The following is a 26,359-nucleotide window of genomic DNA, read 5'->3' as shown; positions in this document are numbered from 1 at the left end:
GTATGCGATGGCGGCAAGGAAGGTCCAGGATTGGGGTGAACGCACCGCCTTAGCCTCCGAGAGGACCCGCCATGACCCGCACCCCTGCTTCGTCCGACACTCCTGCCCCCTCCGGCGACCCGCTGCCCGAGACCCTCGTCGACGTCGCCGTGATCGGCGGCGGCGCCGCCGGGCTGAACGGTGCGCTGATGCTCGCCCGCTCCCGTCGCAGCGTCGTCGTGATCGACTCCGGCACCCCGCGCAACGCCCCGGCCGAGGGCATCCACGGACTGCTCGGCAACGAGGGGACCCCTCCCGCGGAGTACCTCGCCCGCGGCCGGGACGAGGTGCGCCAGTACGGCGGGCTGGTCGTCGCCGGCGAGGTCGCCTCGGCGCGGGCGCTGGACCCGTCGGCCGACGGCGACCTGCGCTTCGAGGTCGCGCTCGCCGACGGCCGCACCCTCACCGCGCGTCGCCTGCTCCTCGCGAGCGGGGTGCGCGACGAGCTGCCGGAGATCCCGGGCCTCGCGCAGCACTGGGGCCACGGCCTCGTGCACTGCCCCTTCTGCCACGGCTGGGAGGTCCGCGACCAGGCGATCGGTGTGATCGCCACGCGGGCCGCGTCCTTCCACCAGGCCCTCATGTTCCGCGCGCTGAGCGAGGACATCACCGTCTTCGCCGCCGGGGTCGAGATCGACGCCGAGACCCGCGAGCGCTTCGGGGCCCTCGGGATCGCCGTCGTGGAGTCCCCGATCCAGGAGATCGTCGCGGACGCGGACGGCGGCCTCGCCGGAGTGCGGCTCGCGGACGGCGAGCTCGTCGCGCGCGACGCGCTCGTCGTCGCGAGCGTCCTCGCCCCGCGCCTCGACGGGCTCGAGGGCCTCGGGCTCGAGGTCGAGGACCTGGGCGGCGGGATGGGGCAGAGGATCCCCACCTCCTTCGCGGGGGTCTCGGGCGTTCCCGGGGTGTGGGTCGCCGGCAACGCCGCGGACCCCATGCTGCAGGTCGGGGCCGCGGCCGCCGGAGGCGCCTTCGCCGGGGCGAACATCCACGGCACCCTCGTGATGGCCGACGCGGACGCAGCGGTCGCCGCCCGGATCACACGGTGAGCAGCACCTTCGTGGCGCGGCGCTCGTCCATCGCGCGGTAGCCCTCGGCGGCCTCGGCCAGTGGCAGCGTGAGGTCGAAGACCGTGCCCGGGTCGATCTCGCGCCGCCAGATGAGGTCGATGAGCTCGGGCAGGTAGCGGCGCACCGGGGCGGGACCGCCGTGGAGGTGCACGGCGGAGAAGAACAGCTCGCCGCCGGGGATCTCGACGTCGTGCGAGACGCCCACGAACCCGATCGAGCCGCCGGGGCGGGTCGCACGGATCGCCTGCATCATCGCCTCCTGGGTGCCCACGGCCTCGATCGTCGAGTGGGCGCCGAGCCCTCCGGTGAGCTCCTCGAGCGCGGCCACCCCCTCGTCGCCGCGGGCCTCGATGATGTCGGTCGCGCCGTACTCGCGGGCGAGCGCCTGACGGTCGGCGTGACGGCTGAAGACGATGATGCGCTCGGCGCCCATCTGTCGCGCGGCCAGCACGCCCATCAGGCCCACCGCGCCGTCGCCCACCACCGCGACGATCCGGCCGGGGCCGGCCTGGGCGGCGTCGGCTGCGAACCAGCCGGTGCCCAGCACGTCCGAGGCGGCGAGCAGGGAGGGGACGAGATCGGCGTCGGGCATGCCCGGGGTCTTCACGAGGGTGCCGTCGGCGAAGGGGATGCGGGCCCGCTCGGCCTGGGTGCCGATCGCGCCGTCGACGAACACGGCGTGCACGCAGCGGCTGGGGTGGCCCTCGCGGCAGATCCCGCACTCGCCGCAGGAGATGACGAAGGATCCGACCACGAAGTCGCCCACCTCGAGGGTGGCCACGGCCGAGCCGATCTCCTCGACGACTCCCACGTACTCGTGGCCCATGTGCTGGTCCTCGGGCTGGTCCGCGCCGCGGTACGGCCACAGGTCCGAGCCGCAGATGCAGGTGGCGGCCAGGCGGATCACGGCGTCCGTCGGCTCGACGATCCGGGGGTCCTCGCGCTCCTCGACGCGGACGTCGCCGGGGGCGTGCATGATGACTGCGCGCATGATGATGCTCCTTGCTGCAGGACGGTGTCGGGGACGGGGACCATGCAACGCCCTTCCGCGGCCGACGGGGAGTTCCTGCCGTGGGGTGTACCCGCAGGGCACCTCGGGCGCGGGCCGGGAGTCCTATCGTGGCGACATGGACAATCGATCAGAGGTGCGCGAGTTCCTCATGTCGCGCCGTGCGAAGGTCACGCCGCAGCAGGCCGGCCTGCCCGCCGGCGGCTCCCGGCGGGTGCCCGGCCTGCGCCGCAGCGAGGTGGCGATGCTCGCCGGCGTGAGCGTCGAGTACTACGCCAAGCTCGAGCGCGGCGCCATCGCGGGCGCCTCCGCCTCGGTGCTCGACGCGGTCAGCTCCGCGCTGCAGCTCGATGCCACCGAGCGGATCCATCTCCAGGACCTCGCCCGGGCGGCCGACGGGATCCCCACCTCCGGCCGGCCCCGTCGGCGCAGCGGCGCCGTGAGCGCCGCCCCGCTGCGGTCCGCGCTGCAGTGGGCGCTGGACTCCCAGGGCAACGCGATCGCCTTCGTGCGCGACCAGTACCAGAACCTCCTGGCCACGAACGCGCTGGGCAGGGAGTTCTACTCCCCGGTGATCGGCGACGGCGGGCGCGTGCCGAACCTCGCCCGCTTCCAGTTCCTGGATCCCGCTTCGCGGGACTTCTACCCCGAGTGGGAGCGGTTCGCCGGGATGTGCGTGGGCATCCTGCGCGTGGAGGTGGGTCGCGACCCCCACGACCCGGTGATGCAGGACCTGGTGGGGGAGCTGTCTACCTGCAGCGAGACCTTCCGTCGGCTGTGGGCCGCCCATGACGTGCGCACCCACGGCGCCGGCACCAAGCTCTTCCACCACCCCGAGGTGGGGGACCTGGTCCTCTCCTTCGAGGAGTTCGCGATCACGGCGGAGCCCGGTCGGGTGATGCTCGTCTACACCGCCGAGCCTGGTTCGCCCAGCGCTGAACGGCTGCGGCTCCTGGAGAGCATCGCCGCCGAGCGCCGGGCGACGGCGGACAGCACGCCGCCTGCGTGATCCGACGTCCCGTGCGGGGCGGAGGTCACGCAGGCGGAGCGGTCCCGGCCGGGGGTCAGCGTCGGGCGCCGTGGCGCACCTTGCGCCAGCCGTCGGCGATGTCCCAGGCGGTGATCACGAGGACGCTCGCCACGAAGATGATCGCCACCGCGCGCAGGGTGTCCGGTGCGGCGACGCCCTCGGAGGAGGCCACCGTCGCGAGCTCCGGGTTCACCAGCAGTCCGTTGCCCAGCAGCGTCAGGACGGCGCTGAGCCAGATCATGCCGAGCACCGTGTTGAGCACCGCGAGGCGCACGGTCCAGCCGCGGCCCGCGTAGGCGGCCACGGCGATGCCCACCTCGAGGGCGAGCAGCATCGCCATGCCGAGGATCCCCCACGGCCACAGCTGCGGGTGCAGGACCGCCATGCCCTCGCCGTCGGTCCAGACGAAGCCGCGGAACCGGTCCCAGAGCGCCGCACCGATCATCAGGATGCCAAGCACGGCCGAGCCGACCACATCGGAGCGTTCGGATCCCGTGGGACGAGGCTCGGCCAGCTGATCCGGATCCCAGCCCTGGCCCAGGTCCGTGCCCTGGCGCTCCAGGACCACGAAGATGAGCGTCACCCAGAACACCACGTGGAGCGCGGCGGTGAGCCCGGTGGAGATCGAGCCCCCGATGATCTCGCCGACCTCGGCGCCCGAGAGGGTCTGGCCGAGGGCGGCGCCGCCGACGGCGATCGCCGGGACGAAGCTCAGCAGCTGCCGGAGCAGACGCCGCCAGGCCAGGTAGTAGCGGGGCCCCAGCAGATGCAGCGGTCGATCGGCGTACTGCGCGGCGAGGGCGGCCGGGTCGCCGAGGTCCATGAGCACGGCGCGCTCGGCCGCGGCCGGGTCCTCGCCCTGGGCCAGGCGGTCGTCCAGGGCGTCGGCGATGGAGGCCTCGAGCTCCGCGCGGACATCCGCCTGCGAGTCCTGCGGGAGGGAGGAGGTGGTGGCGTCGATGTAACGCTCGGTCAGGGTGGGCATGTCAGTTCTCCTCGGCAGGGGTCGGATCATCCGTGAGGGAGCGGATCGCACCGGTCAGTGCGCTCCATTCGGTGGTGAGGGTGTTCGCGAGGTGCTCGCCCTCGGGGGAGGTGCGGTAGAACTTCCGCGGTCGAGCCTCGTCGGTGTTCCACTCGCTGGAGAGGAAGCCCTGCTTCTCGAGGCGGCGGAGAAGGGGGTAGAGGGTGTTCGCGTCGGTGGCGAAGCCGTGGCGCTCGAGATCCTCGAGCAGGCCGTAGCCGTATCCGGGGGCGCGCAGCAGCTGCAGGCACGCGAGCACCACGGTGCCGCGCCGCAGCTCCTGCAGGTGGAGGTCGAGAGGTTCGTTCATGCCTCACACCATAGTGTGTGTCGCACAGCGTTGTCCAGAGAATGTCCCATCGTCGGTGGGCGGGTGCTCGGGAGCCGCGCCCCGCACCGACCGGTCGGAACCCTGGGTTCCGCCGCTCAGGATGAGTAGCGTCAGGTGCTACGAGCACCACGAGCCGACGGAGGAACCATGACGAACGACGACACGCTCACCCAGCAGGACGTGGTGCAGAAGCTCCGCGACACCGAGCTGGTCATGCTCACCACCGCCCTCCCGGGCGGCAAGCTCCTGTCCCATCCGATGTCGATCCAGGGCGTCACCGACGATGCGGACGTGTGGTTCTTCGTGAGCCTCAGCGGTGGTCAGGCCGAGGTGCTCCGCAGCGGACCGGAGGTGAACCTGGCGATCGCGGAGGCGGGCTCCTGGCTCTCGGTCGCTGGCAGGGCCGCCTTCGTGGAGGACCGGGCAGTGGTGGACCAGCTCTGGAGCGACAGCGCCGAGGCCTATTTCCCGGGCGGCAAGGACGATCCGGACCTCGGCCTCCTTCGCGTCAGCGGTGACTCCGCCCAGTTCTGGGGCCTGCCCGGCGGGCGGGTCGCCGGGCTCGCCCAGATCGTCAAGGCCAAGGTGGCCGGGGAGCGGGCCCCGGGCGGAACCGGCACCACCGAGCTGTGAGCCCTGGCGCCCCGCCCGCCGAGGGCGGCCCGGAGCGCACGGAGGACGGCCGGTACATCCTCGTGCGGGGCCGTCGGTGGCGCGCCACGGATCCGCTCCTGGAGGAGAGCGTCGCGACGGCCCTGCGGTCCGAGCTGGGCCGCGCCCGCTCCGCACTGCGCACCACGAGGGACCCCGAGGTCGTCGCCGCCTGGCGGGCCAGGGTCCAGCTCGCCAAGGAGGGCCTGGGCGAGCGCGGCGAGGCCTGGTGGACGCTGAGCGAGGCCGATCGCCTCGGACGCGCCGAGCAGCGCCTTCAGGAGCTGACGGCGCGGAAGGCTCCCGGCACGGCAGGATAGGGGGATCTGCCCTCGTCATGAAGGACGCACCATGCCCCGCACCCTCGCCCCCGGCCAGCGATCCCGGATCCATGTCCTCGATGTCGACACGGGGGAGGACCGGATCGTCCATGAGTCCTCCGAGGTGCTGTACGAGGCACCGAACTGGGCGCTCGACGGCGCCGCGCTGATCCTCAACGGCGACGGCCACCTGTTCCGCCTCGACGTCGAGGGCGGGCGCCCGCTGCGGATCGACCTCGGCGACCTGGCCCCGCTGAACAACGACCACGTGCTCGATCCGGACGGCGTGCACATCTACGTCTCCGCCGAGGACGGTCACATCCACCGCGCCCCGCTCGCCGGCGGGGGCGGCGTGCAGATCACGCAGGACGACGGCCTGCTCCACTTCCTCCACGGCGTGAGCCCCGACGGCGCGACGCTGCTCTACACCGGAGTGCAGCGGACGGCGGACGGCTCCTGGATGCCGCCGAACCTGTTCGCCCTCCCCGCCTCCGGTGGGGAGTCCGTGCAGCTCACCGACGACGAGTTCCCCGACGACGGCCCCGAGCACTCCCCGGACGGGACCTGGATCTACTTCAACTCCGAGCGGGCCCGCACCGCCCTCGGGCAGGCGCAGCTGTTCCGGATGCGGCCCGACGGCGCCGGTGCCGAGCAGCTCACCGACGACGAACGGGTGAACTGGTTCCCGCACCTCTCCCCGGACGGCGAGCGGCTGGCGCACATCAGCTTCCCGCCCGGCACCGAGGGTCATCCCGCGGATCTCCCGGTGATCCTGCGGCTCAGCGCGGCCGACGGCTCCGGGCAGCGGGATCTGGTCCACCTCGACGGCGGGCAGGGCACGATCAACGTCAACAGCTGGGCGCCGGACTCCCGCCGCCTGGCCTACGTGGACTACCCGACCGGCGGCTGACGACCCTCGACGGGCGGGCCGACGGACGGGTGGCCGCCGGGTCGGCCCCGCGTCGTCCCGTCGGCCCCGCGTCGTCCCGTCGGCCCCGCGCCGCGTCGCCGACCGGCCGCCTCATCCGGCGCGATGGATCTCCAGATCGGTGCGCCCCGGAAGCAGTCCGGGATCCAGCGCCCGCAGGTGGGAGGGGTAGTCCCCGTCACGCAGCCGCCGGTAGGGCCGGGAGGCCTCGTCGTCCAGATGCTCGAGCCGAGCGAGCAGACGGTCCGTCTCCCGGGCGACCCCGGCCGCGTCGAGTCCGTCGGCGTCGTGGAGGACGTGCAGGTCCAGCGCCTCGATCCCCACGTACCAGAGGGCGCCGTGGGTGAGCGGGAACAGCAGCGAGTCGAGGTCGCCGCTCACGCCCCGGGGACCGAGCGTGCGGGCGTCGTCCCCGACGCTCACCACCACGAGCGCGCGGCGCCGCGTGAGGCCGCCGTCGCCGTAGCGGCGCGGCATCCCGGTCTCCGGATCGAGCGCCCTGTCGTAGGCGAAGCTGTCGGTGAGCACCCGGTCCAGCCAGCCCTTCATCATGGCGGGCGGCCCGTACCACCACAGCGGGAACTGGAGCACGAGCAGCTCCGCGCGCGCGAGCTTCTCGTGCTCGGCGCGCACCTCGGCGGTCGACTTCCCGGCCAGATACGCCTCGCCCGCCAGCTCGGCGAGGTTCCCGGGCCGGTCGGCAGGGGTTCCGAGGTCCTGGTCGCCCAGCGCCGGGGCGAAGCCCTGGGCGTACAGGTCGGTGGTCATCACCTCGCGCCGGGTGGACAGTGCCTCCGTGCCGGCCCGGAAGAGATGCCCGTTCAGGGAGTCCTTCCGGGGGTGGCTGAGCACCCAGAGCGCGGTGCCCGGAACGGGGGGATGGTCGACGGTCATGGTGCCTCCAGGGGTCGGGGCGCCGTGGAGCGGCGCCGCGGGAAGACCTCAGTCCATACCGTCCGGATGAGACGATGAATCCTCGAAACGCTCGTCCCGATGTCCTGGCGTCTATCGTGGAGCGGTGGACGTCCTCTCCGAAGTGCTCGCCAACCTCCGCTCCTCCGGCGCTCTGGTCGGCAAGGACCTGCTCCGGGCGCCCTGGTCGATCGAGCATCGCGCGCCCGCCGCTCTCACCCTGGTCTCGCTGCTGCGCGGCACGGGATGGATCCTTCCCGAGGGCGGATCCCCGATCGAGATCGGGCCGCGGGACGTCGCCGTGCTCTCCGGCGACCGCACGACGATCCTCACCAGCGACGCGAGCGGTCGCACCGCCGCCGGATGCCTGCTGGGCGATGACGGCATGAGCCCGCTGGCCGCCGTGCCCGGCCGCGCGCACCTCCGCACCCTGGACAGCGATGAGGCGGCGGGCGTCCTGCAGGATCACTTCGCGCTGCTCACGGCGACCTTCCCGGTGTCGGGCAGGATCGCCGATCGGCTGCTCGGCTCCCTGCCGCCCGTGGTGGTGGTCCCCGTCGAACGGCAGCGTTCGCGGGCGCTGGAGATGCTCGAGGAGGAGCTGGAGGAGCGCGAGCCCGGTCGTCAGGCCGTCCTCGACCGGCTGCTGGACATCGTGCTGATCAGGACGCTGCGGGACTGGTTCGCCCTCGAGGAGGTCGAGGCCCCTGCCTGGTACGGGGCCTCCGCCGATCCCGTGGTCGGCCCGGCGCTCGCGGCGCTGCACGCGGATCCCGCAGCGCCCTGGACGGTCGGCTCGCTGGCCCGGGTCGCCCAGGTCTCGCGGGCCACCCTCGCGAGGCGCTTCGCCGAGACCATGGGGGAGCCGCCGATCTCCTACCTCAGCGGATGGCGGCTGTGCCAGGCGGCGGACCTGCTCCAGGACGGCGACGGCACCGTGGACGCCGTCGCCCGCCAGGTCGGGTACTCCAGCGCCTTCGCGCTCAGCGCCGCCTTCACCCGCGAGTACGGGATGCGCCCCAGCCGCTACCGCGTCGAGGCCCGCAGCGGCTCGAGCTGAGCGCGGCGACGGCGGGCAGGGCACGATCGACGCCGACAGCAGGGGCCCGGAGCCGCGTCGGCCCGCCGAGGGGGACCACCCCGTCGGCCGATCCCACCCTTCAGACGACCGGCTCCCGCCAGGGGCGCTGGGGCGGGACGGCGTCGATCCGGTCCCGGACGAATCCTTCCGGCCCGTGCACGAGGTTCGAGGCCAGCGGGATCTGGTGCGAGGCGCTCTCGAGGATGTGCATCAGATAGCCGGCGGTGTTCGGCAGCGCGATCACGTCCCCGATCGCCACCCCGTCCGGGAAGCGCAGCCGGCGCCGCAGGATCAGCTCGGCCTCGATGCAGTAGGCGCCCACCAGGAAGGCGTCCACCGGAGCCGACGGCGCGGTGCCCGCACGGATCAGCAGCGGATCCACCAGGAAGTCGTCCGAGGTGGAGCGGCACTGGGTGCGGTTCATCTCGAGCCCGATCAGCGGGATCCCGTCGCTCGTGGTGGTGCGCTGGATGACCCGGGCGAGGGTCATCCCGCAGCCGTCGAGCAGGGAGCGGCCGGGCTCGCAGCGCAGCTCGACGCCGCGGGACCTCAGCGACTCCGCGATGCTGCCGCCGTTCGGCGCCGGCGCGCCGAGCACGGACTCGAGCCACGGTCCGCGCACCACCTGCTGGTGGTAGGGGTAGACCTGCCGCAGCCGTTCGCCGCGCCAGGTCAGCGAGGTGCCGGGGTCCTCTCCCTGCTCCTCGTGCGCCTCCCAGAACCGGTCCCACTCCTCGGCGTCCTCGAGATAGGACATGGGGATCCCGCCGCCGATGTCGAGGAACCGGGGGTCGTGCCCGGCCGCGCGCAGGGCGTCCAGCAGGTCGATCGCCTCGAGGAGGGCCTGGGAGCGGGCGAGGGGGTCGTAGCCGTGCAGGTGGAAATGGAGCCCCTCGATCCTCATCCCGTCCTCGGCGAGGTCGCGGGAGGCGGCCCACTGCCGCCAGGTCTCGGCGGATTCGCCGAAGCGGGTGGGGCCGACGGCGCCTGTCGGGGTGGGCGCGAGGCGCAGCGCGACCGGTCGGGCGGTGCCCGGGACGGAGCGCCCGGGGGAGGGTGCGACGGTGTCCTCCGAGGCTGGTGTCGCCGGCTGCTCCGCGCCGTCGAGCGCGGCGATCTCCTCCCGGGCGGCGGCGGCCTCGTCGAGGTTGTCGAGCACGAGCGTGGTCCCGGCCTCGAGGGCGAGGCGCAGCAGGGGGCGCGGCTTGATCGCGGCGGTGACCACGATGTCCTGCGCAGGGAATCCGACCTCCAAGGCCTGCTCGAGCTCGCGGTGGCTGCCGAGGTCCAGGCCGAGCCCCGCACGGTGGGCCGCCTCGATGAGGCCCAGGGTCTTGTTCGCCTTGCGGGCCACGAAGACCCGCAGGTCCACCCCGTGGGTCGTCGCGACGGCGGTCAGCTCGCCCGCGTTCTCGGCCAGCGCCGAGAAGTCGTGCACGTTCAGCGGGCTGCCGTGCTCCTCGAGCAGGTCCGAGACGGCCGACGGCTCCGCGAGCAGCTCCTGCATCCAGGGGGCCAGGCGGGCCGTCAGCGGCGGCAGGCCCTGGCAGGCGGCGCGCAGGTCCGTCTCGCTGGTGCCGGTGCCGGTGCCGGTGCCGGTGCGGGAGGCGGGCCGGGCGTCGTGCGGGAGGGGCGTCATGCGGTCTCCTCGGAGTCTCGGTGCTGGTCTGTGTCGACGGGCGACCCGAGCGCCCGACGGGAGATCCGATCGGCCCAGGCTCCCGTCTCGCCGTGGAGATGCCGGTTCAGGGTGTCATGGCCGATCACGTGGTCCTCGGTGGCGCGGCCCAGCAGCGCCAACCCCTCGGCGCGGTCGCCGGCCGAGGTGAGCGCGGTGCCGTCGGGCTCGACGACCGCTCCGCGGCGACCGGGACGCAGCGCCACCAGCCCGCTGTCCAGGAGGTGCTGGGCCAGAGGGTCGGTGATGCCGCGCAGACCCGGCGGGGGCACCACCGCATCGACCACCACGTCGGGAGCCGCGCTGCCCGGCGGGATCCCGTGCACGCCGTCGGAGCGGAGCGCGGTGCCCGCATCGACCCAGCTCAGGTCCAGGGCGCCGGAGTCGAGCATGGCGACGAGCATCCGGGCCGCCTCCAGCGGCGGCCCGAAGGCGAAGCGCTCCAGCACCTGCGCGGCGGCGAGGAACCGCGACCAGGTCACATGGTCCGCGTCGCTGCCGCGCAGGGCCGCGGTGAGCTGGGGGTAGAGCTGCACCCAGGTGCGGCCGAGCGCCCAGGCGGGCCCCCCGGGGCGGGAGCCCTCGGCCACGGCGATGCTCCGCCGCAGCGCCCGTTCGGCGCGACCGGGGCCCGGAGGGAGGTCGGGCTCGGCGCCCGTCTCCAGGGTGTGGGCGACAGCTCGGCGGCGCTCCTGGACCGGGGCGCCGCTCCCGGACAGCATCTCCGAGGCGACCTCGACCACGAGGTCGAGCACGCGGGGCGGGGAGAGGGGCCCGGCGGACTCCAGCTGTGCGGCGCCCTGCGCGCGGGCCCGCTCGGCGACCTCGGGCAGCGGCTGCCCGGGCGGGGGTTTCGCGTCCAGCAGCAGGCCATGGCGGGTGGTGGGCAGGATGACTGCGGGTTCCTCGGGACTGCGGTGGTGGACCAGGCGCGGTGCGCCCGAGCCCTCCGGGCGGAACACCGCGCCACGGCCGAGGGTCAGGGAGAGCGCGCCGTCCACGAAGGTCAGGGCGCCGCCGCGCATCGCGACCCGGCATCCGGGCGGCACGTGCTCGCAGGAGAGCATCTCCTGCACCGGGAGCACGGAGGGTCGCAGCGGCAGCGCGGCGGACCAGGTGGCGCCGAGGGCGCCCTCGTGGGCGGCGGCATGGCCGGTCGCGAGCAGCACCTCGTCGGCAGGGCCCAGCATCTGCGGCACGCCCGTCACCTCCACCCGCCAGCGACAGCCGTCGCGCTCGACCGCGAGCGCACGGCCGCGGTGGTGGCGGATCCGTGCCCACAGCGCGAGGTCCTCCTCCATCCGTCGCCAGCGCTCCTGCAGATACTCCCCGACGACCGCGCGGGGCGGGTACGGCTCGTCCCCGAGCTCCGGATGCGTGGTGCGGGCCCAATCCTCGAAGGAGACGGAGGAACCGGTGGAGGGGGCGTCGAGGATCGTCGAGGCGACGTTCAGGCGCAGGTGATGGGGCTGCGCGGGATGATAGGCGGTGCCGGCGCCCAGAGGCCCCGCGGGATCCACGACGGTGATCTCGAGCCGGGGTCCGGCATGGTCCGGGGAGCAACCCCGGCCCGCACCCCTCGCCGCGAGCTCCTCGAGGGCGAACAGCGCCTTCGGCCCGCCGCCCACCACGAGGAGGCGCAGCGGCCGACCGGTCGCGACAGATGCCGGCTCAGCCACGGCGGGCTGCGGTGACCAGCGCGTCCGTCGCGACGTCCACGGCGTCGGCGTCGGCCCCGAGGGTTCCCCGGACCCAGTCGTCGTCGTAGACGGTCTCGAGGTAGGGCACCCCGCCGTCGTGGACGATGAACGCGAGCCGCGTGCCGGGGTCGAGCTCTCTCACGAGCGAGCCCAGGGCGTGGACGATGCCGCCGGTCGAGGCACCGGCGAGGATGCCCTCCCGGCGGGCCAGCAGGCGGGCGCCGACCACGCAGTCGAGGCCCTCCACCCGCATCACGCGGTCCGGGGACACGGTGCGCGAGATGTCGGTGACGAGCCCCGCGCCGAGGCCCGGCAGCGGACGCGGCGCGGGGGTGCCGCCGAAGAGGACGCTGCCCACGGCGTCGACCGCGACGGTGCGGGTGTCCATGCGGTGCTCACGGAGGTAGGCGGTGCAGCCCGCGATCGTGCCGGTGGTGCTCACCGCCGCCATCATCACGTCGAGCCGGTGGTCGAGGGACTCCGCGATCTCCCGCATGGTGCCGGCGGCATGCGCCGCGGGGTTGGCGGGATTGCCGTACTGGAACAGGTTCACCGCCCCGGGGATCTCCTCCATCAGCTGCTCGACGCGCCGGAACCGTGCGGTGAGCAGGTCGCCGGTGACCGGATCCGGCTCGGAGACCAGGTCGATCTCGCCGCCGAGCGCGCGGATGGTGGCCACCGTGGTCGCATTGGTGCGGGAGTCGACCACGCACACGAAGCGCACGCCGTGCACGGAGCACACCCGGGCCAGCGCGACGCCGAGGTTGCCCGAGCTGGACTCCACGACGGTGCCGCCCGCGGCGAGCCGACCGCTGTCCAGGGCGTCGCGCACCATCGCGAGTGCCGGCCGGTCCTTGGTGCTGCCGCCGGGGTTGACCGACTCGAGCTTGGCCAGGATCTCGACTCCGGAGTCCGGGAAGAGGCGGTCGAGGCGCACCAGCGGAGTGCCGCCGACGGCTCCGGAGATGCCGAGCACCGGCTCCGCGGCGCGGGGCTGTCGGGAAGCGTCGGCGAGATGGATGGGGGCCGTGCTCGATGGTGTGGTCACGGCGTCAACCTACGGGACGCAGGAGCGTCGGACCCAGCATCTGGGGAACCGGGCGGTCGGCTCCGCGATACCGCGACGGTGCGGTGCTCAGCGGGAGACGGGCCGACCGCGGAACAGGAGCTGGGGGATCCCGTCTGCCGCCGTCCGTCGATCCGCCGCCACCGTGTACAGCTCGCCCACGAGATCCGCGCCGAGCACCTCCTCCGGCGGGCCGACGGCGCGGATCCGCCCCGACTCCAGCACCACCACGCGGTCGCAGTAGCGGGCGGCGAGGTTCAGGTCGTGCAGCACCACGAGAGTGGTCAGGCCCTGGGCGCGCACCAGCTGGAGCGTGCGGTGCTGGGCGCCGATGTCCAGATGGTTGGTCGGCTCGTCGAGCAGCAACAGATGCGGCTGCTGGGCCAGCGCCCGCGCGAGCAGGACCCGCTGGCGCTCGCCGCCGGAGAGGGTGGCGAGATCCTGGCGGGCCAGGTGGGCGGCGCCGGCGAGCTCGAGGGCCTCCGCGGCGAGGTGGTCGTCGGCCCGGGTGGTGGTTCCGAAGAGGCCGCGGTGGGGCAGGCGACCCAGCATCACCGCGTCCGCCGCGGTCATCGGCAGCTCCCCGGTGCTCTCCTGCGCCATCACCGCGATGCGTCGGGCGCGCTCCCGTCCGGAGAGCGTGGCGAGGTCCCGACCCTCCAGGCGCACCTGCCCCTCATCCGGGACCAGATCGCGGTGGAGCACTCGCAGCGCGGTGGTCTTCCCGCTGCCGTTGGGCCCCACGAGCCCCACCATCTCTCCCTCGTGGATCCGCAGGTCCACGCCCCGGAGCACCTCCGCCGTCCCGAAGCGGTGGCAGAGGCCGACGGCGTCGAGCACGACGTTCACTCGGCTCCCCATCGCGCCTGGATCCAGGACCCGATCCGCTCCAGGCCGTCCACGACCAGGGGGGAGGCCGGTTCGGAGAAGTTGAACAGCAGGGGCAGCACTGCGGAGTCCTGCACGGCGCGCAGCACGGCGAGGCGGTCGGTGCCGAGGCTCTCCGCGATCACCTCCTCGTCCGTCAGCGTCCCCTCGTGCAGCACGATCAGCAGGTCCGGATCCGCCGCGAGCAGCGGTTCGGGGCCGATCTCGAACACCCGCTCCGCGGCGCCGGCGAAGGCGTTCTCCACCCCGAGCGCGTCGAGCTGCGCCGTGGCCATCGAGGTCGCACCGTAGGCGTAGAGCGGCCCGCCGCCGCTGGACGCGTACAGCACCGCCGCGCTCAGGCCGGAGGGTGCGGCGGCGACGGCGCCGATCCGCTGCTCCAGGGAGGTGACCAGCGACGAGGCGTCATCGGTCCGACCGAACGCCTCTCCGTAGCTGACGATCTCCGCATGCAGCGCCTCGAAGCTCGCGCGGTCCCCGAGGTCGCCGCAGTAGGTGCGGGGCAGCAGCGCCTCGGCGCCGGCCGTGCGCAGCCCCTCGCGGGTGATGCCGTCGGGCAGCCCCAGCACGAGGTCCGGGCTCTGGGCGATGACCACCTCCTGGTTGATCTGGAGGTGGCCGGTGGTGTCGATGTCCTCCGAGAGCGCCGGGATCTGCGCGAGGCGGGTGCGCAGATCGTCCGTGAAGTAGCCGTCGGGGAACGACCCTGCCCGGGCCACCACCCGGTCGAGCACCCCGATCCCGTCCAGGATCGTGACCGGTGCGCTGTCCAGCAGCACCACCCGCTCGGGAGGGGCGCTGAGGGTCACCTCCTCCGCGCAGTTGGCGACCGTGACGGGGAAGCTCCCCGCCGCCGCGTCCACCTGGCCCTCCGCCCTGTCGCCGCCGGCAGGGTCGCCGGAGCAGGCGGTCGCGCCGAGGCCCAGCAGGCCGGCGAGCCCGGCGACGAGGGTGCGGCGGCGGAGCGTGGAGGAGGTCATGGAGGGGTCCTTGGGAGAAGGGTGCGGGTGGCGTGGTGCCTCGTGCGGCCGTCAGCCGTCGACGGTGCGCGAGCGGCGGATGAGCAGCAGCAGGAACGGGGCTCCGACGGCCGCGGTGATCACGCCGATCGGCAGCTCGCGCGGCGCGAGCAGGAGCCGGGCGATGACGTCGGCCCACACCAGGAACCCGGCGCCCAGCAGCGCGCTCGCCGGGATCGCGACCCGATGCCGGGAGCCCACCAGCCGCCGTGCCAGGTGCGGGATCACGAGCCCCACGAAGCCGATCGCTCCGGCACCCGCCACCGCAGCGGCGGTGCACAGCGAGACGATCACCAGGAATCCGATGCGGGCGCGGTCCGGGGAGATGCCGAGGCCATGGGCGATGCCGTCGCCCGCGGCGAGGGCGTCGAGAAGCGGGGCCCGGGCGGTGAGCGCCGCAGTGCCGAGCAGCGCGGCCAGCACAGCGATCGCGAGGAAGGCGTTCCACTGGCCCAGGGAGAGCGAGCCCAGCATCCAGAACATCACCGAGCGCGAGCCCTCCGCGGAGTCCGAGGAGAAGATCAGCAGGCTGGTCACGGCCGAGAGCGCGTAGCCCACCGCCACACCGGAGAGAAGCAGGCGCAGGGAGGTGACGCGTCCGTTCGCGCGAGCGATCACGAAGACCGCCAGCGCCGCCGCGAGCGCCCCGACGAAGGCCAGCACGGGCTGTGCGTACTGGCCGAGCGCCGCCCCGGCGCCGAACAGGATCGCCGCGGCCGCTCCGGTGGAGGCGCCGCCGGAGACCCCGAGGATGTATGGATCCGCGAGCAGGTTCCGCACCATGGCCTGCAGGGCCGCACCGCTGATCGCGAGGCAGGCGCCGACGGCGGCGCCCATCAGCACCCGGGGCACCCGCACCGACCACACGATCGCCTCGGTGGACGCCGACCAGGTCATCGGCATGGGCAGGCCCAGGTGCTGCGCGATCACCTGCACGGAGACGGCGGGGGAGAGCGGAACCGGGCCGATGCCGACGCACAGCAGCAGGCTCAGCGCCACCAGGGCGGCGAGTGCGAGCAGGAGGAAGCTGCTGCGGCGGGCGCGGGCGCGCAGTCCGAGGGGGTCACCGGCGAGCGCGGAGGCGACCGACGGCGGCGGGGCGGCCCGGCCCGTCGGCGTGCCCCGGCGGATCCTGGTGCGCTGCGCGGCGTCGATGATCCCTCCTCCCTGATCGCTTGCATGATCGTACAAGTATCAGGAGGTGTCGGTGGGAGTCGGTGCATCGAGTTGCCGCGAGGCGAGACCGTCCATCGTGGCGGCCCGCGCCTCAGCGGTGGTGCGCCGCCCCGTCGCCCCTGTCGGACCCGGCGGACCCGCCGGCCCTGTCGGACCCGCCGGCCCTGTCGGCCCCGCCGGCATCGGAGTCCGCGGACCCGGGTGCGTGATGGACCCCGGGCAGATGGTCGGAACCGAGCGAATGCAGGAGCTCATGGATGACGGGGTCGGCCAGTTCGTACCGCACCTCGCGTCCGGATCGCCCTGCCCGCACCCAGCCGGCGTCGCGCAGCAGGGCGAGGGCGTGCGAGGTGGTCGAGTCGAGCGCGCCCGTCGCGCGGGCCACGTCCGAGCTGCGCACCCCGGGGTGGGCGTGCAGGCAGAACAGGATCCGCAGGCGGCGCTCGTCCGAGAGGAGGGTCATGCGCTCGGCGAGCTCCGCGATCCCGCTCGTGGCGGCGAGCAGTCCCGTGAGCTCGGCGACGATCTGCTCGTCGTCCGGGGCGTCGTCGACGCGCACGTGCGCGGGAGGGATGGGGCTCATGTCGGTCACCGTACCGGCCCGGCCTCGGTACCGGGTCTCGACGACTCCCGGACTGTCCGCTACGGTGTAGTGACCAGAACTGATCATCTGGTCACTACGTGAGGAGGCGACATGCCGCGACCCCGTCTGCCCGAGCGGCGCAGGCTCCTCCTCGCGGCCGCTCGCGACCTCGCCCTCGCCCAGGGCTGGCCCTCGACCACGATCGCGCAGATCGCGGCGCGAGCAGGGGTCGGCAAGGGGGCCGTCTATCTCGAGTTCCCGGACCGGCACGCGCTGCTGGACGCCGTGCTCACCGCGGCGATGCACGACCTGACCTCCGCGGTGCACCGGCGCTGCCTCGATCACCCTGGGTTGCTCGACCTGCCCGCCGTGTACCGGATCGGCCTCGAGGAGCTGCTCGCCGAACCGCTGCTGCGCGCCCTCCACCTCGGGGATGGCGACGTGCTCGGCGAGCATGTGCGCGAGGTCGGCCCGGTCCGGTACCGAGCGCGCATGGACTGGCTCGGGCAGTACATCGCCGATCTGCAGGATGCGGGGGTGCTCGCACGGGACGTGGACCGCGACGTGCTCGGGCGGGTCCTGGGGATGTTCACCCTCGGCCTGCTCAGCGCTCCCACGGCACTGGGACGCATCACCGACGAGGAGCTGCGGGAGAGCGTCGCCCTGTTCGCGCAGCTCGTCGGCCGCGGGCTCGCCCCCGCGCAGCAGGCCGATCCCGAGGCCGCCCGCGCCGCCCAGCTCGCCCTGCTCGACCGCCTCACCGACCAGCTCAGGACCCAGGAGCAGCCATGACCGCACGCCCCGCCCACTCCGACGCCCGCGACCTCACCGTGCTCGGCGGCCCCGTGAGGCTGTACACCGCGGGGGAGTCCGGCCCTCCCGTGCTGCTGCTCCACGGTGCCATGCTCGACACCGCCCAGGGGATCTGGCACGACATGGTCCCGGCGCTCGCCGCCCACCACCGGGTGCACGTCCTCGACATGCCCCGCCACGGAGCGAGCCGGCCCTGGTCGGGGTGGCTCGGGGACGAGTTCTACACCCGCTTCCTCCGCGAGCTGCTGGACGTGCTCGAGCTCGAGAAGGTCGCGATCATGGGCCTCTCGATGGGCGGGGGCACCGGGTACCGCTTCGCCCTCGCGCATCCCGAGCGGGTCAGCGCGCTCATCGCCGTGAACCCCGGCGGCCTGGGGGAGAGGCGGCCCTACCAGCTGGTGACCTGGCTGTTCACGCGCGCGCCCGGCCTGCTGCGCGCCACGACCTGGTGCATGGATCGCTGGCCGGCCATGGTGCGGTCGAGCCTCACCACCCATCTCAGCGCCGGCGAGCGCACGCCCGGCGTCGAGCGGATCGTGCGCCTCGCCGTGCAGGAGGCCCGTGAGAAGGAGCGGTACGGCGAGCGGGCGCTGGATGACTGGCAGGTCGACTGGTACGGGCCGCTGCGCACCCGCTTCGGGCGCCTCGAGGAGTTCTCCCGCCTCACCGTGCCCACGCTCTGGGTGCACGGCGCGGAGGATCCGCTCATCTCCCGCGAGGAGATGGTCGCGGCCGACGCCGCCAGCCCCGACTCCCGCTTCGTCGAGATCCCGGACGCCGGGCACCTGCTCCCGTACGACCAGCCCGCGCGTCTGGCGGAGCTGGCCCTCGAGCATCTCGCCCGCCGCTGACGGCGCTCGCGCCCGGCCCGGCAGCCCCGCTCAGCGGGTCAGCATGAGGGTGATCAGCAGCTGGGTCAGCAGGAACCCCGTCACCAGGTTCAGCACGAGGAAGCGACGCCACCCGCGGTGGGCCAGCCCCGACTGCTCCTCGCTCACCGTCCGGAACGGCCAGATGCTCACCAGGTACGGCAGGCAGAGCAGCCCGGCGAGCGCGGCGGGCCATCCTGTCGCGAGCATCACGAGGCCTGCGGCGGCGTAGAGCACCAGGGCCAGTCGCACGGTGCGCGCGGCGCCGAGCACCGTCGCGATCGACCCGATCCCCGCGTCCCGGTCCGGCCGCACGTCCTGCACCGCGCCGAAGGCGTGCGAGGCCATCCCCCAGAGGAAGAATGCCGCGAGAGAGGCCGCCGCGGTGGGACCCGCCGGGGCTCCGGTGAGCGCCAACCCGTACGCGGCCGGTCCCACGAAGTGCGTCGAGGACGTCAGCGAGTCCAGCACGGGCCGCTCCTTGAGGCGCAGTCCCGGCGCGGAGTACCCGACCACGGCCGCGAGCACCACCAGCAGCACGAGACCCGCGACGGCGCCGCCCAGCGGGAGCAGCACGGCCAGGAAGGGCAGCGGCAGCAGCGCCGCGGACCACAGGGTGAGACGGTGGACCCGCCGGTCCAGCACGATCCCCTCCACCCCGCCCTTGCGCGGATTGCGCAGGTCGGAGTCGTGGTCGAACACATCGTTCACGCCGTACATCAGCAGGTTGTACGGGATGAGGAAGAACACCGTGCCCACCACGAGCGCGACGTCGAGACCGCCCCCGGCCAGCAGATAGGCGGCGGCGAAGGGGTAGGCGGTGTTGATCCAGCTCAGCGGGCGCGAGGTGCCCAGCAGCTGGCGCACCGCTCGGGGCGGGGAGCTCGCGATGGTCATCGTTCCTCCCTCGGTGACAGCAGCAGCCACAGCGCGGGCAGGAGCAGTCCGGCGGCCATCGGCCAGGCCAGGTCCTCGATCGGGGCCAGCCCGATCCTCGGTCCCAGCAGGTCCTCCTCGGCGAAGCGGAAGAGGTCCGCACTGATCATCAGGGAGTCGAACACAGCGGTGAGCACCAGCAGCAGACCGACGGTGATCGTGGTGCTCAGCCACCAGCGTCGACCGGGACGGCGGACCAGCACAGCGAGCACGAGCACCGCGAGCGGAGGCAGCAGGAACAGCGCGGCGAGGGCGGCGTAGCTCATCGCGCCGCCTCCCCGGTCCCGGCGCGGGCCCGCCGGGTGAGCAGCAGGTCCACCAGCGTCCACAGCACCAGGCAGTGGTAGCTCAGGAAGGTGATGAACACGAGCTCCTCGAGCGGCAGCTCGGGGCCGAGCACGATCCCCGTCATCCACGGTCCGGACCCCATCCGGTAGTGGCCGGAGGCGATGGCGGCGAGATCCCACAGCAGGAACAGGCCGATCCCCGCGCCCAGCACGATCGCCGCGCGCCGGGGCGCCCGCCACAGGACCAGGCGGAAGCGCGCATCGAGCAGGGCCATGCACAGCAGCGGGACCAGCAGCGTCAGCAGGTACACCCCGGCGGTCATGCTTCGGCCCCCGTCCGCCCGGGGTCCGCTGTCCGCGCCCGGTCAGCTGCGGCGCGGCCCGGTGCGGGTTCCGGCAGCGGCGAGGCGGAGTCGTCGCCCCGCAGCCTCTTCGCCACCAGCTCGGCGCTGATCAGGCACATCGGCAGTCCGATCCCCGGAAGCGTGCTGGAGCCGGCGTAGAGGAGGGACTCGACCTTCCGTGACGCGTTGCCCGCCCGCAGGAAGGCGCTCTGTCGCAGGGTGTGCGCGGGGCCGAGCATGCCGCCCTTCCAGGTGCCCAGGTCCGCGGCGAACTCGGCAGGTCCGAGGGTGCGGCGCACCACCACCCGCTCGGCGAGATCGGGGACCCCGGCCTTCTCCGCGATCTGCGCGATCGCCTCGTCGGCGATGGCCTCGACCTGCGCGGAGCCTGCTCCGTCGATCCCTCCGCGGCCGAGTCCCGGATCCGCCGGCATCGGGACCAGGACGAACAGGTTCTCGTGCCCGTCGGGGGCGGCCGACGGATCGGTCGCCGAGGGGCGGCAGACGTACAGGGAGGCGGGGGAGGGCACCCGCCCCTGCCTGATCGCGCCGAAGTTCTCCTGCCAGTCACGGGTGAAGAACAGGGTGTGATGGGAGAGCTGGGGCAGCGTGCCCGCCACGCCGAGCAGGAGCAGCACCGCGCCGGGTCCGGAGGTCGCGCGCCGCCACCAGCGCTCGGGATAGGTCTGCAGGGCCGGGGGCAGCATGGTGGTCTCCACGTGGTGGAGGTCCGCGGTCGCGACCACGACGTCGGCCGCCAGCGTGCGCACTGCGCCGTCGGCGTCCTGCACCTCCACCCCGACGGCTCGGGGCCGACGGCGGCCCGGCTGCGGGGCGGTGATGATCCGGGTGGCGCGGGTGCTGGTGCGCAGGCGCGCCCCCTCCTGCTCGGCGAGCGCCGCGATCACGTCGATCAGATGCGCGAACCCGCCCTGCGGATAGAGCACCCCGCCGGTGAGGTCCATGGCGCTCATCAGGTGATACATGCTCGGGGTGCGGTCCGGGGAGGAGCCGAGGAAGACGGCGGGGTAGCCGAGGATCTGCCGCAGGCGGGGATCCTGGAAGCGTCGGCCCACGAAGCGCTCGAGCGGTTCGGCGAGCAGCTGCAGCAGTTCAGGGGCATGGGCCACGAGCGCGGGGGAGAGCAGGTTCCGACGGCGGGTGAACGAGGTGTAGAGGAAGTGCTCCAGCGCCATATCGTACGTCCGGCGGGCGGAGTCGAGATGCTCGTCCAGGCGTCGGCCGGCACCGACCTCGATCGCCTCGAAGGCGGTGGCGTTGCGGGCCGCGGAGGCGTGGATGTCCAGCGGATCCGGGTGCTCCTCGAAGAACACCCGGTAGCCGGGGTCCAGGCGCCGCAGGTCCAGCTGCTCGGCGGCGGAGGTGCCGAGCAGGCGGAAGAAGTGGTCGAACACCTCCGGCATCAGGTACCAGGACGGCCCGGTGTCGAAGCGGAAGCCGTCCTGCTCCCAGGACCCGGCGCGGCCGCCGAGCTGATCGCCGGCCTCGACCAGCTCCACCTGGTGGCCGTCGCGGGCGAGGAGCGCTGCGGTCGCCAGCCCCGAGATGCCGCCGCCGATGACGACGGCTCGCGGGGCGCTCATCGGCGCGACCTGAGCAGGGCACGGGCCATGATCACTGCTTTCTCGTGGTCGGGGACGCGGATGCGGGTGGTGCGGATCCGGTGGGCCGGGGTGGCGCGCAGACGGCGCGACAGCGCGCTGTAGAACGCGTGGGCGGCGGTGACCGCCCGTCGGCTGGAGGCGGGAAGATGCGGCAGGGCGGCGGCCGCGAGCTCGAGGTCGGAGTCGATGTCGTCCAGGAGGCGGTCGCGGGTGGCGTCGTCCAGCTCGTCCGCGGTCAGGCCGGGGACGTAGGAGCGGCCCAGCTGGTCGCGGTCCTCGGCGAGGTCCCGCAGGAAGTTCACCTTCTGGAAGGCGGCGCCGAGGGCGATGGCGTGCGGGGCGAGTCGGGTGAACTCGTCCTCGTCCCCCGACAGGAACACCCGCAGGCACATCAGCCCCACCACCTCGGCGGAGCCGTGCACGTAGGCCGCGAGGCTGGTCTCGTCATGCGCGGAGACGGCGAGGTCCGCGCGCATGGAGGCGAAGAAGGGGTCGATGAGCGCCGGACCGATCCCGTGCCGCCTGGCCGTGTGGGCGAAGGCCTGCACGACGAGGTTGGTGGATCGGGAGCCGGAGACGGCGCGGGCCGTCTCGGCGGCGAGGTCCTCCAGCAGGCGGGAGCGCTCGGCGGGAGAGAGGGTGGGATCCGGGTCGTCGACCGTCTCGTCGGCGATGCGCACGAGGGCGTAGATGCTGCGCACGTGGGTGCGCACCGGCTCGTCGAGCAGTCGGGCCGCCCAGCCGAAGGATGTGGAGTATCCGCTGATCACGATGCCGGCGCTGCGGTGGGCCACCTGGTCGTAGCGGCTGCCGGGGTCCGCGGAGGCGCGCCGGCGGATCATCGGCCGCTCCTCGTGGCGGCGGCGGTCCCGGGCGCGACGGCCCGAGCTCGGGAGGCGGGTCGGATCTGCTGGATCGCGGCGGAGGCCGCGATCACGACGGCGACCGCGATGGCCGTGAGGGCGACGACGGGGGCGTGGGGTTCGTCGGTCGCGCGGCCCACCGCGATCCAGGCCAGGCCCCAGATCATCGCGAGCGGGGCGGCGACGGCGCGGCGGCCTGCCAGCGGCAGCGCGAGACCGATCAGGGCGACGACCCCGAGGACGGCGACGGCGAGCAGGGAGGGGTTGCCGGCGCCGCCGAAGCCGGCGCCCTTGAGGGCTGCGGCGATGTTGGCGCACGTCGCGACGCTGACCCAGCCGAGATACAGGCCGAAGGTGCCGTTCACCACGATCCGGCCGACCATGCCCGGCAGAGGTCGCGCCGAGATGTGGCGGAAGAGGTCCGCGAGCACCCCGAGCAGCATCAGGATCACCACGACGCTGAGCCCCACCCACCCGGCCTGGATCGTGAGGATCCACGCCGCGTTCAGCAGCAGCGAGGCGATCGCATGCCCGGCGATGCGACGCTCGTCGTCCCGGTCCCACCACTGCCACAGGGTGTAGGCCCCGAGCCCCGCATAGATCACGGACCAGATGGTGAAGGCGGGGGAGGCGGGGGCGAGGTGTGTGGAATCCGCTGCGAGAAGGCCGTTCGCGGCCTCGGCGATCGGCTCTCCCCCGAAGGCGCCCACCCCGACGGCGGTGGCGGCCAGGGTGAGCAGGAAGCTCGCGGTCACGGCGAGCCGGCGGGCGAGCGGGCGCGGTGAGCGGGTCATGCGGTCTCCTCGGGATCATGACGCGGTGGGGGTGCGGTGGCGGGACCGGCAGCAGGGGTGGCCGCCGTCCGCCCCGCGGCGGCCTCGGCGGCGCGGGCGATGTTGCGCTGCATCCCGCCGAAGACGATGCCGTGGAAGGGCCAGACGGCCCACCAGTAGAGGTCGCCGAGCAGTCCGCGCGGGTGGTAGATGGCCCGCTGGTGCAGGATCGCCCCGCCTCTGTCCCCGTCCTCGGGCTCGACCCCCAGCTCGAGCCAGGCCCCGCCGGGCACCCTCATCTCGGCGCGCAGGCGCAGCAGGCGGCCGGGCTCGAGCCGCTCGACCCGCCACCAGTCCAGCGCGTCGCCCACGGCGAGGCGGTCGGGGTGGCGGCGGCCGCGGCGCAGGCCCGGCCCGCCGACGATGCGGTCCATGAGACCGCGCGCCAGCCATCCCAGGCGCCAGGAGTACCAGCCCCGTCGACCGCCGATCCCCTCGATCACGGCCCACACGGTCTCCGGCGCGGCGTCGACGTGGCGGCTCCGTTCGTCGCCGCGCACGATCCCGCCGGACCACGCCGGGTCCTCGGGCAGCGGGGAGGACGGGGCGCCCGCAGGCGTGGCCGAGTGCCATGCCGTGGCGACGTCCAGCTCCCGGACCCGGGTCAGCGCCAGCTCCATCGCGCGGTGCACGCCGGTCAGCCCGCCCTCCGGATCCGGCACCAGTTCGCGCAGATCGCTCTCGGCGGCGACCGACTCGTGGATCAGCGACTCGACCAGAGGCCTCGCGATGCCGGTCGGAACCGGCGTGACCAGCCCGATCCAGTGGCTGGCCAGGCGCGGCGTCAGCACCGGGACGGTGCGGATCCGCCGCCGGGTCAGGCCCGCGGCGCGGGCATAGGCGTGCAGGAGGTCCGCGAAGCTCAGCACGTCGGGCCCTCCGATGTCGAAGGTGCGGTTCGGCGAGCCCTCGAGCCCCGCCGCGCCGACGAGGTAGTGCAGCACGTCCCGCACGGCGATCGGCTGGATCCGGTTGAGCACCCAGCGCGGGGCCACCATCACGGGAAGGCGCTCGGCGAGGTGGCGCATGATCTCGAAGGAGGCGCTGCCGGAGCCGATGATCACCGCGGCACGGAGCACCACGGCGGGGACGGGCCCGGCCAGGAAGATCTCGCCCACCTCCTTGCGGGAGGCCATGTGGGCGGAGAGCTCCTCGCCCTCGGGATGGATCCCGCCCAGGTAGATCAGCCGGCCCACGCCCGCATGCCCCGCCGCGTCGGCGAAGGCGCGAGCGCCGCGGCGGTCGCGGTCGGCGAAGCTGCGCCCACCGCCCATGGCGTGGATCAGGTAATAGGCGATGTCGACGCCCTCGAGCGCCGCCTCCAGGGTCGAGGGGTCCTCGACGTCGGCCTCCACGACCTCGACCCGGTCGCGCCAGGGGCGGTCCTCGAGCCGGTCCGCGTGCCGGGCCATCGCGCGCACCCGCAGCCCGGCGTCCAGCAGCGCGGGCACCAGGCGCCCGCCGAGGTATCCGCTGGCACCGGTGACCAGGACCAGCGGGGAGCGGGCGGGAGTGCTCACGCGGGGAGGCCTTCCGAGGCGGGGAGGGCCGTGGGCCGGGGCAGGGTCAGATCGGCGGCGCGGAGGATCTCCGCGGTGGCGAGATCGAGGGAGGCCACCATCGCGGCGGGAAGGCGGGAGCGGGCGGCGACCTCGGCGGCGCGCGCCACGTGCCAGCGGGCGAGGTCCTCGACCCAGGTGCGAGATCCGCAGTCGGTGAGCAGCGCGCGGGCGCGGAGCGCCTCGGCCTCGCCGAGCTCGGCATCGCCCAGCAGGCCTGCCAGCTCGTCCCAGGCCGAGGTGGTCGCGGCGTGCGCGATCAGGGCGGTGCGCTTGCCCTCGCGCAGGTCCCCCAGCGCGCTCTTGCCGGTGCGCTGCTCGTCACCGAACATGCCCAGCAGGTCGTCGAACAGCTGGAACCCGATCCCGAGCAGGCCTCCGATCTCGTCGAGGACCTCGAGGACCTCGGGGGAGGCGTCGGCCAGCAGGGCCCCGGCGCGCAGGGGGAGCTGGAAGGAGTAGAGCGCGGTCTTCAGCTCGGCCACGGCGAGCGCCTCCCGCAGCACGGTCGGGGAGTCCGCGCGGCCCAGCTGGAGTCGCACGTCCGCCAGCTCGCCCGCGGCGGAGCCGTGCAGGGTGCTCTCGAAGAGGTCCAGCAGGCGGTCCACCACGGGGGCGGGGGCCTCGCAGCGGGCGACGGCCCGCAGAGCGGCGACCAGGCCGAGATCTCCGGCGAGGATGCCGGCCGCCTGTCCGATCCGCTGCGCTCCACGAGGGTCGGCGCCGCGGTCGCGGGCCGCGGCCGCCACGGACCCGGGCAGGCTCGGCATGCCTCGACGCACCAGGTCCCCGTCGATCACGTCGTCCTGGACCACGAAGGCGGTGTGGAGCAGCTCGAGGGCGGCGCCGACCTGGACCGCGGCGGCGTCGCGACGCCCGCCGAGCGCCTCATGGGTGGACACGAGCAGCGCGGGTCGGAACCTCTTGCCGCCCTGCACTGCGCTCGAGAGGGCACCCCACAGCTCGCCGTGGTCCTGCACCGGGAGGGGTCCGGGACGAGAGGAGCCCAGTGCCAGAAGGCGCTGGATCTCCTCCTCCACGGCGTGATGGTGCGCGGTGCTCACCGGGCACCCGCCGCGCTCCGCAGGAGGTGGGCGTCCAGCTGAGGGATCTGCTCGACGGCCCACGGGCTCAGCGCCCAGGGTGCGAGCTCCACGAGCGCGCGCAGCTCCTCCGGGGCCACCCATCGATGGTCCATCACCTCCTCGGGGTTCGGGGAGAGGCGGCTCGCGGGACCGGCTGCGCCCGTCCGTCCTACCGCGTCGGCAGCGGCGTCCGCGAGCTCGGCGACGAAGACGGGGCACACCTCGTTCTCCACCACCCCGGAGGCGTCCACCGCGCGATAGCGGAAGTCCGGCAGCGCCCGGAGCGGTGGTCGCACCGCGATCCCCAGCTCGTGACGGGCGTGGCGGTCGATGGCCTCGATGAAGGACTCGCCCTGGCGCGGGTGGCCGCAGAACGAGTTGGTCCACACCCCGGGCCAGGTGCGCTTGGAGAGCGCCCGCCGGGTGAGCAGCACCGCACCGTCGGCCCGCACGACGTGACAGGAGAAGGCCAGATGAAGCGGCGTGCGCGTCGAGTGGACGGTGGCGCGAGGGGCGAGGCCCCTGGGGGTGCCGTCGGCGTCGACGAGGATCACGTGGTCGTCCATCGCCAGAGTGCTGCCGGCGTTCTCGATCATCCGAACTCCTCATTGCTCGTTAGCCGGGCTATCAAAAATGACTG

28 protein-coding genes are annotated in these 26,359 nt (G+C 73.8%); 8 read left to right on the top strand and 20 right to left on the bottom strand.

The genetic code is table 11. The features are described 5' to 3' along the window. Positions 1–71 precede the first annotated feature (71 nt). A complete protein-coding gene (locus CFK41_RS15030; protein ID WP_096800403.1) occupies positions 72–1,088 on the top strand; it encodes an NAD(P)/FAD-dependent oxidoreductase in 1,017 nt (338 codons plus the stop codon). On the opposite strand, the gene CFK41_RS15025 is transcribed toward CFK41_RS15030, so the two are convergent. Next, the gene (locus CFK41_RS15025; RefSeq protein ID WP_096800402.1) at positions 1,078–2,100 is read right to left on the bottom strand and encodes a zinc-dependent alcohol dehydrogenase family protein; all 1,023 of its coding nucleotides are present in this window, start codon (positions 2,098–2,100) and stop codon (positions 1,078–1,080) included. The two genes, CFK41_RS15030 and CFK41_RS15025, sit on opposite strands and share 11 nt — an antisense overlap. A gap of 136 nt (positions 2,101–2,236) precedes the next feature. Here CFK41_RS15025 and CFK41_RS15020 point away from each other — a divergent pair, with 136 nt between their 5' ends. Beyond that, positions 2,237–3,127 carry a helix-turn-helix domain-containing protein gene (locus tag CFK41_RS15020; RefSeq protein WP_096801117.1) on the top strand — a complete coding sequence of 297 codons (891 nt, stop codon included), beginning with the start codon at positions 2,237–2,239 and terminating at the stop codon, positions 3,125–3,127. A gap of 55 nt (positions 3,128–3,182) precedes the next feature. Here CFK41_RS15020 and CFK41_RS15015 read toward each other — a convergent pair whose 3' ends face one another. Next, positions 3,183–4,133, bottom strand: coding sequence for a permease prefix domain 1-containing protein (locus tag CFK41_RS15015; RefSeq protein WP_096800401.1), 951 nt, complete (start codon positions 4,131–4,133; stop codon positions 3,183–3,185). Between the two features lies 1 nt (position 4,134). Next, positions 4,135–4,482 carry a PadR family transcriptional regulator gene (locus CFK41_RS15010; RefSeq protein WP_096800400.1) on the bottom strand — a complete coding sequence of 116 codons (348 nt, stop codon included), beginning with the start codon at positions 4,480–4,482 and terminating at the stop codon, positions 4,135–4,137. 168 nt (positions 4,483–4,650) lie between these two features. Here CFK41_RS15010 and CFK41_RS15005 point away from each other — a divergent pair, with 168 nt between their 5' ends. Genes CFK41_RS15005 through CFK41_RS14995 form a run of 3 tightly spaced genes read left to right on the top strand, consistent with a single transcriptional unit; the run spans position 4,651 to position 6,384 of the window. Further along, complete coding sequence (locus CFK41_RS15005) at positions 4,651–5,136, top strand: pyridoxamine 5'-phosphate oxidase family protein (protein WP_096800399.1); 486 nt, start codon at positions 4,651–4,653, stop codon at positions 5,134–5,136. Then, positions 5,133–5,474 carry a biopolymer transporter Tol gene (locus tag CFK41_RS15000; protein ID WP_096800398.1) on the top strand — a complete coding sequence of 114 codons (342 nt, stop codon included), beginning with the start codon at positions 5,133–5,135 and terminating at the stop codon, positions 5,472–5,474. The genes CFK41_RS15005 and CFK41_RS15000 overlap by 4 nt, the downstream gene beginning before the upstream one ends. Before the next feature lie 31 nt (positions 5,475–5,505). After that, positions 5,506–6,384 carry a TolB family protein gene (locus CFK41_RS14995; protein WP_096800397.1) on the top strand — a complete coding sequence of 293 codons (879 nt, stop codon included), beginning with the start codon at positions 5,506–5,508 and terminating at the stop codon, positions 6,382–6,384. A 111-nt stretch (positions 6,385–6,495) separates the two neighbouring features. On the opposite strand, the gene CFK41_RS14990 is transcribed toward CFK41_RS14995, so the two are convergent. After that, positions 6,496–7,296: an NAD(P)H-dependent oxidoreductase gene (locus CFK41_RS14990; protein WP_096800396.1), complete on the bottom strand. Its 801-nt coding sequence runs from the start codon at positions 7,294–7,296 to the stop codon at positions 6,496–6,498. 124 nt (positions 7,297–7,420) lie between these two features. Here CFK41_RS14990 and CFK41_RS14985 point away from each other — a divergent pair, with 124 nt between their 5' ends. Continuing rightward, a complete protein-coding gene (locus CFK41_RS14985; RefSeq protein WP_096800395.1) occupies positions 7,421–8,374 on the top strand; it encodes an AraC family transcriptional regulator in 954 nt (317 codons plus the stop codon). Positions 8,375–8,474: 100 nt separating this feature from the next. Here the strand turns inward: CFK41_RS14985 and CFK41_RS14980 are convergent, their stop codons facing one another. The 7 genes from CFK41_RS14980 to CFK41_RS14950 form a co-directional block, all read right to left on the bottom strand. Next, the gene (locus CFK41_RS14980; protein WP_151904775.1) at positions 8,475–10,034 is read right to left on the bottom strand and encodes a type III PLP-dependent enzyme domain-containing protein; all 1,560 of its coding nucleotides are present in this window, start codon (positions 10,032–10,034) and stop codon (positions 8,475–8,477) included. Further along, positions 10,031–11,752, bottom strand: coding sequence for an FAD/NAD(P)-binding protein (locus tag CFK41_RS14975; protein ID WP_096800394.1), 1,722 nt, complete (start codon positions 11,750–11,752; stop codon positions 10,031–10,033). Before CFK41_RS14975 ends, CFK41_RS14980 begins: the two co-directional genes overlap by 4 nt. Then, the gene (gene sbnA / locus CFK41_RS14970) at positions 11,745–12,821 is read right to left on the bottom strand and encodes a 2,3-diaminopropionate biosynthesis protein SbnA (RefSeq protein ID WP_227873108.1); all 1,077 of its coding nucleotides are present in this window, start codon (positions 12,819–12,821) and stop codon (positions 11,745–11,747) included. The genes CFK41_RS14975 and sbnA overlap by 8 nt, the downstream gene beginning before the upstream one ends. Positions 12,822–12,908: 87 nt before the next feature. Continuing rightward, complete coding sequence (locus tag CFK41_RS14965; protein ID WP_227873107.1) at positions 12,909–13,688, bottom strand: ABC transporter ATP-binding protein; 780 nt, start codon at positions 13,686–13,688, stop codon at positions 12,909–12,911. Continuing rightward, positions 13,685–14,707 (bottom strand): ABC transporter substrate-binding protein, encoded by a 1,023-nt coding sequence (locus CFK41_RS14960; protein WP_096800392.1) that lies wholly within the window; start codon positions 14,705–14,707, stop codon positions 13,685–13,687. The genes CFK41_RS14965 and CFK41_RS14960 overlap by 4 nt, the downstream gene beginning before the upstream one ends. A 51-nt stretch (positions 14,708–14,758) precedes the next feature. Then, entirely contained in the window at positions 14,759–15,937 is a 1,179-nt protein-coding gene (locus CFK41_RS14955; protein ID WP_321169373.1) for a FecCD family ABC transporter permease, read from the bottom strand. 76 nt (positions 15,938–16,013) lie between these two features. Beyond that, the gene (locus CFK41_RS14950) at positions 16,014–16,505 is read right to left on the bottom strand and encodes an ArsR/SmtB family transcription factor (protein ID WP_227873106.1); all 492 of its coding nucleotides are present in this window, start codon (positions 16,503–16,505) and stop codon (positions 16,014–16,016) included. A 111-nt stretch (positions 16,506–16,616) separates the two neighbouring features. Between CFK41_RS14950 and CFK41_RS14945 the strand changes: the two genes are divergently transcribed. Further along, the gene (locus tag CFK41_RS14945; protein ID WP_096800391.1) at positions 16,617–17,297 is read left to right on the top strand and encodes a TetR/AcrR family transcriptional regulator; all 681 of its coding nucleotides are present in this window, start codon (positions 16,617–16,619) and stop codon (positions 17,295–17,297) included. Beyond that, the gene (locus tag CFK41_RS14940; RefSeq protein WP_096800390.1) at positions 17,294–18,169 is read left to right on the top strand and encodes an alpha/beta fold hydrolase; all 876 of its coding nucleotides are present in this window, start codon (positions 17,294–17,296) and stop codon (positions 18,167–18,169) included. The genes CFK41_RS14945 and CFK41_RS14940 overlap by 4 nt, the downstream gene beginning before the upstream one ends. Positions 18,170–18,199: 30 nt before the next feature. On the opposite strand, the gene CFK41_RS14935 is transcribed toward CFK41_RS14940, so the two are convergent. Genes CFK41_RS14935 through idi form a run of 9 tightly spaced genes read right to left on the bottom strand, consistent with a single transcriptional unit; the run spans position 18,200 to position 26,315 of the window. Further along, the gene (locus CFK41_RS14935) at positions 18,200–19,084 is read right to left on the bottom strand and encodes a prenyltransferase (protein WP_096800389.1); all 885 of its coding nucleotides are present in this window, start codon (positions 19,082–19,084) and stop codon (positions 18,200–18,202) included. Then, positions 19,081–19,389 (bottom strand): lycopene cyclase domain-containing protein, encoded by a 309-nt coding sequence (locus CFK41_RS14930; protein WP_096800388.1) that lies wholly within the window; start codon positions 19,387–19,389, stop codon positions 19,081–19,083. The genes CFK41_RS14935 and CFK41_RS14930 overlap by 4 nt, the downstream gene beginning before the upstream one ends. Continuing rightward, a complete protein-coding gene (locus CFK41_RS14925; RefSeq protein WP_096800387.1) occupies positions 19,386–19,733 on the bottom strand; it encodes a lycopene cyclase domain-containing protein in 348 nt (115 codons plus the stop codon). Before CFK41_RS14925 ends, CFK41_RS14930 begins: the two co-directional genes overlap by 4 nt. Continuing rightward, on the bottom strand, positions 19,730–21,358 hold the full coding sequence (crtI, locus tag CFK41_RS14920; protein WP_096800386.1) for a phytoene desaturase family protein: 1,629 nt from the start codon (positions 21,356–21,358) through the stop codon (positions 19,730–19,732). Before crtI ends, CFK41_RS14925 begins: the two co-directional genes overlap by 4 nt. After that, entirely contained in the window at positions 21,355–22,221 is an 867-nt protein-coding gene (locus tag CFK41_RS14915) for a phytoene/squalene synthase family protein (RefSeq protein WP_096800385.1), read from the bottom strand. Before CFK41_RS14915 ends, crtI begins: the two co-directional genes overlap by 4 nt. Beyond that, positions 22,218–23,036 (bottom strand): TspO/MBR family protein, encoded by an 819-nt coding sequence (locus CFK41_RS14910; protein ID WP_169928837.1) that lies wholly within the window; start codon positions 23,034–23,036, stop codon positions 22,218–22,220. Before CFK41_RS14910 ends, CFK41_RS14915 begins: the two co-directional genes overlap by 4 nt. After that, a complete protein-coding gene (locus CFK41_RS14905) occupies positions 23,033–24,595 on the bottom strand; it encodes an SDR family oxidoreductase (RefSeq protein ID WP_096800384.1) in 1,563 nt (520 codons plus the stop codon). The genes CFK41_RS14910 and CFK41_RS14905 overlap by 4 nt, the downstream gene beginning before the upstream one ends. Beyond that, positions 24,592–25,698, bottom strand: a complete 1,107-nt coding sequence (locus CFK41_RS14900) for a polyprenyl synthetase family protein (RefSeq protein ID WP_096800383.1) — start codon at positions 25,696–25,698, stop codon at positions 24,592–24,594. Before CFK41_RS14900 ends, CFK41_RS14905 begins: the two co-directional genes overlap by 4 nt. Beyond that, positions 25,695–26,315 carry an isopentenyl-diphosphate Delta-isomerase gene (gene idi / locus CFK41_RS14895; RefSeq protein WP_096800382.1) on the bottom strand — a complete coding sequence of 207 codons (621 nt, stop codon included), beginning with the start codon at positions 26,313–26,315 and terminating at the stop codon, positions 25,695–25,697. Before idi ends, CFK41_RS14900 begins: the two co-directional genes overlap by 4 nt. Positions 26,316–26,359: the final 44 nt, after the last annotated feature.

Origin of the sequence: Brachybacterium ginsengisoli, from assembly GCF_002407065.1 — a bacterium.
Classification (GTDB): domain Bacteria; phylum Actinomycetota; class Actinomycetes; order Actinomycetales; family Dermabacteraceae; genus Brachybacterium; species Brachybacterium ginsengisoli.
The sequence above is the reverse complement of the archived record's forward strand: the minus strand, read 5'-3'. Positions and strand labels throughout refer to the sequence as shown.